The organism is Pseudescherichia sp. AS216 (assembly GCF_037152055.1).
Lineage (GTDB): Bacteria > Pseudomonadota > Gammaproteobacteria > Enterobacterales > Enterobacteriaceae > Pseudescherichia.
In genome coordinates this window covers 759,033-771,239 of sequence record NZ_JBBCMV010000002.1, presented here as the reverse complement: position 1 = coordinate 771,239, position 12,207 = coordinate 759,033, and the positions used below count along the sequence as shown (strand labels likewise).

10 protein-coding genes are annotated in these 12,207 nt (G+C 58.4%); 6 read left to right on the top strand and 4 right to left on the bottom strand.

The features are described from left to right. Positions 1-94 precede the first annotated feature (94 nt). Positions 95-505, top strand: coding sequence for a phosphate-starvation-inducible protein PsiE (gene psiE / locus WFN61_RS09175; RefSeq protein WP_042388915.1), 411 nt, complete (start codon positions 95-97; stop codon positions 503-505). A gap of 98 nt (positions 506-603) precedes the next feature. Here psiE and malG read toward each other — a convergent pair whose 3' ends face one another. The 3 genes from malG to malE all read right to left on the bottom strand — a co-directional run bounded on the left by malG (position 604) and on the right by malE (position 4,319). Continuing rightward, positions 604-1,494 (bottom strand): maltose ABC transporter permease MalG, encoded by an 891-nt coding sequence (gene malG, locus WFN61_RS09170; RefSeq protein ID WP_144816776.1) that lies wholly within the window; start codon positions 1,492-1,494, stop codon positions 604-606. A 14-nt stretch (positions 1,495-1,508) separates the two neighbouring features. Next, positions 1,509-3,053, bottom strand: coding sequence for a maltose ABC transporter permease MalF (gene malF / locus WFN61_RS09165; protein WP_144816774.1), 1,545 nt, complete (start codon positions 3,051-3,053; stop codon positions 1,509-1,511). A 75-nt stretch (positions 3,054-3,128) separates the two neighbouring features. After that, positions 3,129-4,319, bottom strand: a complete 1,191-nt coding sequence (gene malE, locus WFN61_RS09160) for a maltose/maltodextrin ABC transporter substrate-binding protein MalE (protein WP_042388903.1) — start codon at positions 4,317-4,319, stop codon at positions 3,129-3,131. Between the two features lie 344 nt (positions 4,320-4,663). Between malE and malK the strand changes: the two genes are divergently transcribed. The 5 genes from malK (at position 4,664) to ubiA (ending at position 9,717) form a co-directional block, all read left to right on the top strand. Beyond that, a complete protein-coding gene (malK, locus tag WFN61_RS09155; RefSeq protein ID WP_144816770.1) occupies positions 4,664-5,773 on the top strand; it encodes a maltose/maltodextrin ABC transporter ATP-binding protein MalK in 1,110 nt (369 codons plus the stop codon). A gap of 48 nt (positions 5,774-5,821) precedes the next feature. Continuing rightward, positions 5,822-7,132, top strand: coding sequence for a maltoporin (locus tag WFN61_RS09150; RefSeq protein WP_312273009.1), 1,311 nt, complete (start codon positions 5,822-5,824; stop codon positions 7,130-7,132). Between the two features lie 126 nt (positions 7,133-7,258). Next, positions 7,259-8,221 carry a maltose operon protein MalM gene (gene malM / locus WFN61_RS09145; protein ID WP_337038562.1) on the top strand — a complete coding sequence of 321 codons (963 nt, stop codon included), beginning with the start codon at positions 7,259-7,261 and terminating at the stop codon, positions 8,219-8,221. A 117-nt stretch (positions 8,222-8,338) separates the two neighbouring features. Continuing rightward, positions 8,339-8,845, top strand: a complete 507-nt coding sequence (gene ubiC, locus WFN61_RS09140; RefSeq protein WP_103818748.1) for a chorismate lyase — start codon at positions 8,339-8,341, stop codon at positions 8,843-8,845. Positions 8,846-8,847: 2 nt separating this feature from the next. After that, a complete protein-coding gene (gene ubiA / locus WFN61_RS09135; RefSeq protein WP_144816763.1) occupies positions 8,848-9,717 on the top strand; it encodes a 4-hydroxybenzoate octaprenyltransferase in 870 nt (289 codons plus the stop codon). Between the two features lie 34 nt (positions 9,718-9,751). On the opposite strand, the gene plsB is transcribed toward ubiA, so the two are convergent. Then, on the bottom strand, positions 9,752-12,175 hold the full coding sequence (plsB, locus tag WFN61_RS09130; protein ID WP_144816760.1) for a glycerol-3-phosphate 1-O-acyltransferase PlsB: 2,424 nt from the start codon (positions 12,173-12,175) through the stop codon (positions 9,752-9,754). Positions 12,176-12,207 lie beyond the last annotated feature (32 nt).

Below are 12,207 nucleotides of genomic sequence, written 5' to 3'. Positions count from 1 at the left end.
CAATGCTGCCCGGCCATACCATAAGTAAAGAATCTAGATCTGGATCACACTTCTGCGTTATACATAGAGCTCGCCACTGACAATGAGGTGCCGTATGACATCGCTTATTCGTCCACGCGTTGAGTTCATCTCCACCATCCTGCAAACCGTCCTGAATCTTGGGCTGCTGAGTCTTGGCCTGATCCTGGTTGTCTTTCTCGGTAAAGAGACGGTGCACCTTGCGGACGTGCTCTTTGCGCCCGAGCAGACCAGCAAATATGAGCTGGTTGAGGGGCTGGTGGTCTACTTTCTCTACTTCGAATTTATCGCCCTGATTGTTAAGTATTTTCAGTCTGGTTTTCACTTCCCGCTACGCTACTTTGTCTATATCGGCATCACCGCCATCGTGCGGCTGATCATTGTCGACCACAAATCGCCGATGGACGTGCTGATCTACTCCGGCGCGATCCTGCTGCTGGTGATCACCCTCTGGCTCTGCAACTCGAAACGGCTGAAGCGGGAGTAAAAAAAATGGCGCTCCTGAGAGCGCCAATAACAGTCACGAGTCAAAGTACAAACGGATAGATCAACGTTGAGGATAACAGTGGCACTACATGATGAAACCTAGCCTTTCACCCCGCCTGCCGTCAGGCCGTTAACCAGCCAGCGCTGGGCCAGCAGGAAGACAAGGGTAATCGGAATAGCCGAGAGCACCGCCGCCGCGGCAAAATCGCCCCACAGGTAGTTTTGCGGGTTGAGATACTGCTGCATACCTACCGCCAGGGTGTAGCTGTCGACGTCGCGCAGCAGCAGCGAGGCAACCGGGACTTCGGTAATGGCGGCGATAAACGACAGAATAAAGACCACCGCCAGAATCGGTACCGAGAGCGGCAGCAAGACCAGACGAAACGCCTGCCACGGCGTCGCCCCATCCAGCGAAGCCGCCTCTTCCAGCGAATTGTCGATGGTTTCAAAGTAGCCCTTGATCGTCCAGACATGCAGGGCGATGCCGCCCAGATAGGCGAAGATCACCCCGCCGTGCGTGTTCAGGCCGATAAAGGGTACATACTGACCGAGGCGGTCGAACAGGGCATAGAGCGCCACCAGGGAGAGCACCGCCGGGAACATCTGGAAAATTAGCATCCCTTTCAGCAGCGCCGACTTACCGGTAAAGCGCATGCGGGCAAAGGCGTAGGCGCAGGTGGTGGAGAGCACCACGATGCCCACCGCCGTAATGCCAGCAATTTTTACCGAGTTCCACAGCCACAGCAGCACCGGGAACGGCGGCGGGGTAACGCGCCCATCCGCATGCTCAACGCTGAAGCCCAGCGCCAGACGCCAGTGCTCCCACGAGATCTGGTCCGGGATCAGGCTGCCGGTAGCGAAGTTACCTGGACGCAGCGAGATGGCAATGACCATCAGCAGCGGGAACATGATCGCCGCGATAAAAACCAGCAGGCCCAGATGCGTAAGGAAAAGGCGCAGCTTTTGTGATTTGGGTTGAACCATAGCCATTGTCTGTCTCTCCCTTAATCAAATTTCATGCGCGTGGCTTTCAAATTCACAATCGCCAGGACGCCAACCAGCAGGAAGATCAGCGTGGCAATCGCCGCAGCAAGCCCGAAATCCTGGCCGCCGCCGCCTTCAAAGGCAATGCGGTAGGTATAGCTCACCAGCAGGTCGGTATAGCCTGCCGGGGTGGTGGTACCCAGGCGATCCGGGCCACCGTTGGTCAGGAGCTGGATCAGCACAAAGTTATTAAAGTTAAACGCAAAGCTGGCGATCATCAGCGGCGTGAGCGGCACGACCAGCAGTGGCAGGGTGATGCGGAAGAAGTTCTGCATCGGTCCCGCGCCATCCATTGACGAAGCCTCATAGAGATCGTCAGGGATCGCTTTCAGCAGCCCCATGCAGAGGATCATCATGTAGGGATAGCCGAGCCAGGTGTTAACGATGACCACCATCGCGCGGGCCGTCGTCGGGTCGCTAAACCAGGCGGGTTTAGCACCGAACAGCGCCCCCAGCATCATGTTGATTTCGCCGAAGCTCTGGTTAAACAGCCCTTTGAAAATCAGGATTGAGATAAAGGACGGTACGGCGTAGGGCAGGATCAGCAGCACGCGGTAGATAGCTTTGCCGCGCAGGGCTTCCCACTGCACGAGGCACGCCAGCACCATGCCGACCGCCACGGTCAGCACCACCGTCAGCAGCGAGAAGACCACGGTCCAGACGAAGATTGCCATGAACGGCTTCTGGATGCCTTCGTCGGTGAAGACACGCATAAAGTTGTCCCAGCCGATGGTCACGGTATAGCCTGGGCTAAGGCGTTCGCTGCCCCAGCCACCGTCGGCGTTAACGGCCTGATAGAAACCGACCTCGTTATTGGGGCGGTATTTTACGCCGCTCTGGTTGTTGGTGAGCGTGCCGTCGTCGGCAAGGGTATAGAGCGGGCGCGTGCCGGAGAACTGGCGCAGAGAACTCATTACCACGTGGCTCTCATCCGGTAGCACGGCGGTAAGCTGCGTCAGCGCCTGGCGCTGCTGGGTAATCACCCGCAGGTTAGCGCGTTCGCCCGCAGGCAGGGTTGCCGCCTCTTTCAGGGGCAGGGTCTGCTCGCCACCGGGCGTAAAGGGTTGTGAAACGTAGTGCTTGTCGCTCTCGCCGTCGGTCAGCACCAGCTGCCATTTATTCTCTGCCGGATAGAGGCCAAAGTTAAAGGTCTTACCCGCCTGATAGACGCGATCCATCAGCACATCGCGAACGCGCTCCTGCGCCAGCTGATTGGTGCTGCTGTAGTTGGTAAACGCGATAGCGATGGTACAGATCAGCGGAAAGAGAACAAACAGGCCCATCCCGGCGAGACCGGGATAGACATAGCGCCAGGCGTAGGCTTTACGATTGGCGAAAATATAGAGGCCAACCGAGCTTAAGATCAGCGTCGTGATGGCAAACAGGTACTCTCCCTGGGCGTACATCAAAACCACAAGATAGCCCACCAGCAGCCCCAGCAGGGCGATCGCTGACCACTTCAGCGCGTTGCTTTGCCACCAGGCACTCTTTTTAACGACATCCATGAGACACTTCCTCAACAACCGTGGAAAACATTGTCAGTTGTAGGGCGGGTAGCGATGCGCCACCCGCCATTTTTATTACTTGGTAACACGACCCTGCGCATCTTTCAGCGCAGCATCCACGGTCTGGCGACCGCTGGCGGCGTTGATTACTGCCGTACGCACTGCATACCAGAAGGCAGCCATCTGCGGAACGTTAGGCATGATTTCGCCCTTCTCGGCGTTGCCCATGGTGGCGGCAATGCGTGGATCCTTCGCTAAGGTCTCCTGGAAGGATTTCAGCGCGACGGCACCCAGCGGCTTATCTTTGTTAACCGCGTCCAGGCCCTGGTCGGTCAGCAGGTAGTTTTCAATGAACTCTTTTGCCAGCTCTTTGTTCGGGCTGGCGGCGTTGATGCCCGCGCTCAGCACGCCAACGAACGGCTTCGACGGCTTGCCTTTAAAGGTCGGCAGCAGCGTCACGCCGTAGTTCACCTTGCTCTTGTCGATGTTTGACCACGCCCACGGACCGTTGATGGTCATCGCGGTTTCGCCTTTATTAAAGGCCGCTTCGGCGATGGAGTAGTCGGTGTCGGCATTCATGTGTTTGTTCTTAATCAGATCAACCAGGAAGCCCAGGCCCGCTTTGGCACCGGCGTTGTCCACGCCCACGTCTTTCACGTCATACTTGCCGTCGGCAAATTTAAACGCGTATCCGCCATCAGCGGCGATCAGCGGCCAGGTGAAGTACGGCTCCTGCAGGTTGAACATCAGCGCGCTCTTGCCTTTCGCCTTCAGCTCTTTATCCAGCGCCGGGATCTCTTCCCAGGTTTTCGGCGGGTTCGGTACCAGGTCTTTGTTATAGATCAGCGACAGGGCTTCAACGGAGATCGGATAGGCGATCAGCTTGCCGTTATAGCGCACCGCGTCCCAGGTGAACGGGAAAAGCTTGTCCTGGAAGGCTTTGTCGGGGGTGATTTCCGCCAGCAGGCCAGACTGGGCATAGCCACCAAAACGGTCATGCGCCCAGAGGATAATATCCGGGCCGTCACCGGTCGCCGCCACCTGCGGGTACTTCTCTTCCAGCTTGTCCGGATGCTCAACGGTGACCTTAATCCCGGTATCTTTCTCGAATTTCTGGCCGACTTCCGCGAGGCCGTTATAGCCTTTGTCGCCGTTGATCCAGATCACCAGCTTGCCTTCTTCAATTTTGGCAAGGGCCGAGGCGGAAAACATCATCGTCGTCAGCGCGGAGAGCGCAAGGATGCGAGCGCCAGTTTTCATGTTCATAAATCCCGTCCTTTAGGTAGCGATAAATTGACGCCTCTCAGTCTCCCGGTTTGACAAGCGCTTCTCATCCTCCCCCGACCTACGCCCTGCCGCCGTGATGTGTGATCTTTGTTACATAAAACAGAGTTATGCGTACCGGCGCACACAAAAGCGCCGCAATTTTTGCTGGTGGCATCACGAAAATTGCCCGCAGCCCGCGGCCCCGGTGGCAGAGCCATGCCGCTCATCCTCCCGTCTCCTCCCCCATAAAAAACCGGGGGGTGGAGGATTCGCCTGACTTACGCATGACGCATATTCACTGCAACTGAATGTTTCAGGGTTGTAACGAAGGAAGGGAGAAGGGCATGGCGAGCGTGCAGCTGAGGAATGTGACGAAGGCCTGGGGTGACGTAGTGGTATCAAAAGATATCAACCTCGACATCCAGGAGGGGGAGTTCGTGGTGTTTGTCGGACCGTCAGGCTGCGGAAAATCGACCCTGCTGCGCATGATTGCCGGGCTGGAGACCATCACCAGCGGCGACCTCATGATTGGTGATACGCGAATGAACGAGATCCCCCCTGCGGATCGCGGCGTTGGCATGGTGTTCCAGTCCTATGCGCTCTATCCCCACCTCTCGGTGGCAGAAAATATGTCGTTCGGCCTGAAGCTGGCTGGCGCAAAGAAAGACGTGATTAACCAGCGCGTTAACCAGGTCGCCGAGGTGTTACAGCTGGGCCATCTGCTGGATCGCAAGCCGAAAGCGCTCTCCGGCGGTCAGCGCCAGCGCGTCGCCATTGGCCGTACGCTGGTGGCGGAGCCGCGCGTGTTCCTGCTCGATGAGCCGCTATCGAACCTTGATGCGGCGCTGCGCGTGCAGATGCGGATCGAGATCTCCCGCCTGCACAAGCGCCTTGGACGCACGATGATCTACGTCACCCATGATCAGGTCGAGGCGATGACCCTGGCAGACAAGATTGTGGTGCTGGACGCGGGCCGCGTGGCGCAGATTGGCAAGCCGCTGGAGCTTTATCACTACCCGGCAGACCGTTTCGTGGCGGGCTTTATTGGCTCGCCCAAGATGAACTTCCTGCCGGTAAAAGTGACCGCTACCGCCATTGAGCAGGTGCAGGTAGAGCTGCCGAACCGCCAGCAGATCTGGCTGCCGGTAGACAGTGCTCACGTCCAGGTGGGCGCAAATATGTCGCTTGGGATCCGTCCCGAGCATCTGCTGCCCAGCGACATCGCCGATGTCACGCTGGAGGGGCAGGTACAGGTTGTTGAGCAGTTAGGTCACGAAACGCAAATTCATATCCAGATCCCCGCCATCCGTCAAAACCTGGTTTACCGCCAGGGGGACGTGGTGTTGGTAGAAGAGGGTGCCACATTCGCTATCGGCTTGCCGCCGGAGCGCTGCCATCTGTTCCGTGAGGACGGCAGCGCCTGTCGGAGATTGCATCAGGAGCCTGGCGTTTAAGCATTCCCATTACAAAGAAAAGCAAGCAAAGCTTCAGGAGATAGAACGATGATTACTCTGCGCAAACTCCCTCTGGCCGTCGCCATAGCAGCAGGCGTGATGGCAGCCCAGGCGGGTGCTGTTGATTTTAAAGGCTACGCCCGTTCTGGCATCGGCTGGACCGGCAGCGGCGGCCCGCAAGAGTGTTTCCAGGCGACCGGGGCCCAAAGTAAATACCGTCTTGGTAACGAATGTGAAACCTATGCGGAGATCAAACTGGGCCAGGAAGTGTGGAAAGAGGGCGATAAGAGCTTCTACTTCGACACCAACGTAGCCTACTCCGTTTCCCAGCAGAACGACTGGGAAGCCACCAGCCCGGCCTTCCGCGAAGCCAACGTTCAGGGTAAAAACCTGATCGAAGCGCTGCCAGGCTCCACCATCTGGGCAGGTAAACGCTTCTACCAGCGTCATGACGTCCACATGATCGACTTCTACTACTGGGATATCTCTGGCCCAGGCGCAGGTATCGAAAACATCGATCTCGGCTTCGGTAAACTCTCTCTGGCGGGCACCCGTTCATCTGAGTCCGGCGGCTCGACCACTTTCGCCGATCGCGATCCGATTACTGGCGATCGTACCTATGACAATATCGTGCCGAACGACGTCTTTGACGTGCGCTTAGCCGGCATGGAAGTGAACCCGGGCGGTACCCTGGAGCTGGGCGTAGACTACGGCCACACCAACCTGCCGGATAACTACTCCCTGCGTCCAGGCGCGACTAAAGATGGCTGGATGTTTACCGGTGAGCACGTGCAGACCATCGGCACCGGCTTCAACAAGTTCATCGTTCAGTACGCTACCGACTCCCTTACCTCTAACGGTAAAGGCATTCCGCAGGGTGCACAGCTTGACAACAACGGTCACCTGCTGCGCTTTATCGACCACGGCTCCATCTCGATGGGCGACCGCTGGGACATGATGTACGTCGGTATGTACCAGGATATCGATCTGGATAACAACAACGGCACCCGCTGGTGGACCGTGGGCGTGCGTCCGATGTTCAAATGGACACCGATCATGAGCACCCTGCTGGAAGTTGGCTATGACAACGTGAAGTCCCAGCGTACCGACTCCACCAACGACCAGGTCAAAGTGACCCTGGCCCAGCAGTGGCAGGCAGGCGACAGCATCTGGTCCCGTCCGGCGCTGCGCGTGTTCGCAACCTACGCCAAGTGGGATGAGTCCTTCGGCTTCGCTAACAACAATGCTGGCCCGGCTTACACTACTGGCTACGCTTACCAGGATACCTCTGCCCGTACCTTCAGCCGCGGCGATGATGACGAGTGGACCTTCGGTGCCCAGATGGAAATCTGGTGGTAAGACAGCGTTGATGTAATGCAGTACCAGAGAGGGGCTTCGGCCCCTCTTATACCAGTAAGCGATCTATCCTGACGCGGCGCGCTATTGCCTGGCTACCGTCTCGTCATCTCTACAGAGGTCACCATAATGAAAATGAAAAAAACGCTTCTCGCGCTCTGCCTCGGTGCAGGGCTGCTCGCCTGCGTACCCGCAGTCAGCTTCGCCGACGTAAACCTGGTTCCGCAGGACACCTCAGCCGCGCCGGCCATCCCGACAGGGACGCTCCAGCAGCTCGCCTGGACCCCGGTTGCTAATTCACAAACCCAGACCACCAATTTGGCGACGGCAGGGCAAACCCTGAACGTACCCGGCATCACCGGTAAAGTGGCCGCCTACAGCGTGCCGGCCAACATCGGTGAGTTAACCCTTACCCTCACCAGCGTCGCGGATAAGCAAAAATCGATCTTTGCGCCCAACGTGCTGGTGCTCGATCAAAACCTGACCCCCGCCGCGTGGTTCCCGAGCAGCTACTTCACCTATCAGGAGCCGGGCGTGATGTCTGCCGACCGTCTTGAGGGGATCATCAAGCTGACGCCGGCGCTGGGCCAGCAAAAAATCTACCTGCTGGTCTTTACCACCCCGGAAGATTTGCAGCGCACCACCACCATGATCAACCCGGCAAAGGCCTACGCGAAAGGCGTGGGTAACGCAGTACCGGATATTCCGGATCCACAGGCGCGCCATACGCCGGACGGCACGGTGAAACTCAAAGTCAGCACTAACTCTGCCTCCAGCATTCTGGTCGGCCCGATCTTTGGCTCTTCCGGCCATGCTGCCGTGACCGTTGGTAATACTGCCGCACCGGCCACCGCCTACAGCGCCCCGGCCGCCGCACCTGCTCCGGCAGCCGCACCTGTGCAAGCCCCGGCTCCGGCAGCCAGGCATGAACCGGTACTGAACGATACGGAAAACTACTTTAACCAGGGTATTAAACAGGCCGTCGCCAGCGGCAATATCGATAAAGCACTCAAACTATTGAATGAGGCTGAGAGCCTGGGCTCGACGTCCGCCCGCGCTACGTTTATCAGCAGTGTAAAAGGCAAGGGGTGATCGTCTCCCCACAATGCTGATTTTGTCCGTTTGGTGCACCTTCACCGGTGCACCCTTTTTCCCGATCTGCCTGTTCTGCGATACACTGTTGCTACGTTATGTACCGGAGAGTAAGGCATGCCACACCCTGCGCTAACGCAACTGCGCGCGCTGCGCTATTTTGACGCAATCCCCGCACTTGAACCGCACCTGCTAGACTGGCTGCTGCTGGAAGACTCAATGACCAAGCGTTTTGAGCAGCAGGGTTGCCAGGTGAGTGTTACGCTCATAAGAGAGGCGTTCGTCACCGCCGATGAGGTACCAGAAGAGCGCCCGCTGTTGCCCGAGGCATCACGCTACTGGCTGCGGGAGATCCTGCTCTGTGCCGACGGCGAGCCCTGGCTGGCTGGCCGTACGGTGGTGCCGGAGTCGACCCTGAGCGGTCCGGAGCTGGCGCTGCAGCGGCTGGGCAATACGCCGCTGGGGCGCTATCTCTTTACCTCATCAACCCTGACCCGTGATTTTATTGAAATAGGCCGTCACGCCGATCTCTGGGGACGCCGCTCCCGGCTGCGCCTTGGCGGCAAGCCGCTGCTGCTGACGGAGCTGTTTTTACCTGCATCGCCGCTGTATCGAGAGGAGTAGAAATGGAGTGGAGTCTTACGCAGGGTAAGCTGCTGGCTTATCACCGCTTAATGCGCACGGACAAGCCAATTGGCGCGCTGCTGTTGCTGTGGCCCACCCTGTGGGCACTGTGGGTGGCGACGCCGGGCGTGCCGCCGCTGGGGATTCTGGTGGTGTTTATCGCCGGGGTCTGGCTGATGCGCGCCGCAGGCTGCGTGGTGAACGACTACGCCGATCGTAAGTTTGATGGCCACGTGAAGCGCACTGCCAACCGGCCGCTGCCGAGCGGCGCGGTGAGTGAAAAAGAGGCGCGTAACCTGTTTGTCGTGCTGGTGCTGCTGGCGTTTGTGCTAGTGCTGACCCTCAACCTGATGACCATCCTGCTGTCGGTAGCGGCGCTGGCGCTGGCCTGGACCTACCCCTTCATGAAGCGCTATACCCACCTGCCGCAGGTGGTGCTGGGTGCCGCCTTTGGCTGGTCGATTCCCATGGCCTTTGCCGCCGTGAGCGAGTCGGTTCCCCTGAGCTGCTGGCTGATGTTCTTCGCCAACATTCTGTGGGCGGTGGCCTACGATACGCTCTATGCGATGGTGGATCGGGACGATGACGTCAAGATCGGCATTAAATCGACGGCTATTCTTTTTGGTCGTCACGATAAGCTGATCGTCGGCATTTTGCAGGTGCTGGTGCTGGTACTGATGGCGGCGGTGGGCTGGCTGAACGGGCTGGGTTGGGCTTTCTATGCCTCGATTGCGGTAGCAGGCGCGCTGTTTATCTGGCAGCAGAAGATGATTGTGCATCGCGATCGCGACGCCTGTTTCAAAGCTTTCCTGAACAATAACTACGTGGGCCTGGCGCTGTTTGTTGGGCTGGCGGTGAGTTACCTGCCCTAAAAAAGAGGCCCGGCAAGCTTGCCGGGCCTCACTATTACGCTTCCGCCTGCGTCGCGCTCTCGATGGTCAATCGCACGTCAGGCGTTACCAGATCCGCCAGCAGGAGATAGACCTGCATGGTTTTAGCCGGATCGGCATCTCCTGTATCGCTGATATAGCCTTCATCGCGCAGCGTCAGCACCAACGTACTAAACACCGCTTTATCGAAGAACTCCGGCGCGTTGATCCCATGCAGCACCGACAGACGCTGGGCCAGGGTGCGGCTCTCTTTCTCCAGCGTGCCACGGTTAATGGCCGGGTTAGCGCTCAGCAGCCAGAAGGTAATGGCGTAACGCTGTAGCGTTTCGCGTGCGCCCGCTGCCAGCAGCTGCAGGGTGCGTGAGCGCTGCGGGTTGAGATACAGACGGTCGTCTTTATCTACCAGCAGGCCCTGGCGCACCATCTCGGCGATCAGGGCGTTCATCACGTCCGGCAGCTCGCTGTTATCCCAGCGCAGGAACAGCTCCGCTTTCAGCATCGGATAGAGCACGTCAACGTGGCGCAGCAGCTCTTCGCGAGAGATCTGGCGATGCTGGGTCACGATGGCCGCCATCAGAGAGGGCAGCACCAGCATATGCGCGATGTTGTTGCGGTAGTAGGTCATCAGCACCGCCTGCTCGCGCGGCAGAATGATGATGTCGCCAATGGTGTCTTTCTCTACCTCGAACTTGTTCATCTGCAGCGCGTGGGCAATCAGCTCGCTGGCGCTTGCCGCCGGGGCGGTGGCGTCAGGCGAGTAGGGCACGTTGCGCAGCAGGTCGAGATAGCAGTCCAGCTGCTCGGTCAGCTGCTCGCGGGTCAGCGAGCGCTGGCGCGAGGCCAGCAGCGCGGTACAGCAAAGGTTCATGGCATTTGCCGCGCCCGCGTTGTTAATGCGCACCATCAGATCGGCGGCGATGGTATTCACGGTCGGCGTCAGCCAGGCCGGGCGTATCGCTTCAATCGGATCGATCGACTCGCGCCACTCCGGCACGTGCTGATTAAGATAGTTCATCAGCGGTAGCGGCTCGCCAAAGTTAACATAGCCCTGGCCGAGGTTGCGCAGCTTGCTCAGGCCGCGCAGCATCTGAAAGACGTTCTCTTTCTCTTTGGTCGCCCCGCGCAGCTCTTTGGCGTAGGTACCTACCTCCATCACGTGCTCGTAGCCGATATAGATCGGTACCAGGGTGATAGGGCGCGTGCCGCCGCGCAGCATGGCTTGCAGGGTCATCGACAGGGTGCCGGTTTTCGGATCCAGCAGACGCCCCGTACGTGAGCGCCCACCCTCGACGAAGTACTCTACCGAGTAGCCGCGGCTGAACAGCTCGCCCAGGTACTCACGGAACACCGTTGAGTAGAGCTTATTGCCCTTGAAGGTACGGCGAATAAAGAATGCCCCGAGACGGCGGAAAATCGGCCCGGCAGGCCAGAAGTTAAGGTTGATACCGGCAGCAATATGCGGCGGGACCAGTCCCTGATGATAGAGGACGTAGGAGAGCAGCATGTAGTCCATGTGGCTACGGTGGCACGGCACGTAGACAATTTCATGGCCGTCGTGCGCCAGCTGGCGGACCCGCTCGGCGTTATGCACGTTGATACCCTGATAGAGCCGGTTCCAGGTAAAGCCGAGAATACGGTCGCTCAGGCGGATCATCTCATAGGAGAAGTTAGCGGCAATCTCTTCCATCAGGGCGATGGCGTTCTGCTGGGCCTTCTCGTGAGAGATCTTTTTGCTGCGCGCTTCGTCTTCTACCGCGCGGGCAATTGCTTTTGATGCCAGCAGCTTATTGAAGAGATCCTGGCGTGCCGGCAGGCGCGGGCCCACGGCGGCAAGCCGCTGGCGGGCAAAATGCATGCGCGCTACGCGGGCCAGCTTCTGGGCGATAATTTTGTCCGTGCCATGCTCGGTGGCCATCCGGCGCAGGGAGACCGGCGGGGAGAAGCGCACAAAGCTATCGCGGCCCAGCCAGGAGACGGCAAAGAACTTCTGGATGCCGTTCAGCATGCGCAGCGGCGGGTTAACTTCGCCTTTTTCGCGCCCCGGCGAGCGGCCAAACATCACCGATACCGGCACCATCTGTACGTCCAGATCCGGGTGATTACGGTGGAGATCCAGGTAGTCATGGAACAGCTTAACGGAATCTTCTTTTGGCGTGTACCAGCTAAAAACACGCGGGCCGCTATGGATAAAGATGTAGCGCGGCAGCAGCGCGCCGTCGATCTCCAGCGGCTCCAGCGGGTCGGGCAGCTCATGTGCCAGACACTGAGCACGCAAAGTCAGTAAGTCTGCCTTCGAGTTATAAGGCAAAACGTACATAATAGGGCGTGAGGTATCGAGTCCTGGTTCCTGGGCAGGTTCTGCCGGAATCGACTTGCTTTTTACCAACACGCTTAATGGTAAATTCAGTAATTTGTAGTAAATTCGTGGCCAGCCGGACATAAACAATGTGAAGCCTCTGGTTAATAATGCCA

Coding starts and splice junctions, on each gene's coding strand:
- WFN61_RS09150 (WP_312273009.1), top strand. CDS start 5,822: ATGATTACTCTGCGCAAACTCCCTCTGGCCGTCGCCATAGCAGCAGGC.
- malF (WP_144816774.1), bottom strand. CDS start 3,053: ATGGATGTCGTTAAAAAGAGTGCCTGGTGGCAAAGCAACGCGCTGAAG.
- malM (WP_337038562.1), top strand. CDS start 7,259: ATGAAAATGAAAAAAACGCTTCTCGCGCTCTGCCTCGGTGCAGGGCTG.
- malG (WP_144816776.1), bottom strand. CDS start 1,494: ATGGCTATGGTTCAACCCAAATCACAAAAGCTGCGCCTTTTCCTTACG.
- plsB (WP_144816760.1), bottom strand. CDS start 12,175: ATGTCCGGCTGGCCACGAATTTACTACAAATTACTGAATTTACCATTA.
- psiE (WP_042388915.1), top strand. CDS start 95: ATGACATCGCTTATTCGTCCACGCGTTGAGTTCATCTCCACCATCCTG.
- ubiA (WP_144816763.1), top strand. CDS start 8,848: ATGGAGTGGAGTCTTACGCAGGGTAAGCTGCTGGCTTATCACCGCTTA.
- malE (WP_042388903.1), bottom strand. CDS start 4,319: ATGAACATGAAAACTGGCGCTCGCATCCTTGCGCTCTCCGCGCTGACG.
- ubiC (WP_103818748.1), top strand. CDS start 8,339: ATGCCACACCCTGCGCTAACGCAACTGCGCGCGCTGCGCTATTTTGAC.
- malK (WP_144816770.1), top strand. CDS start 4,664: ATGGCGAGCGTGCAGCTGAGGAATGTGACGAAGGCCTGGGGTGACGTA.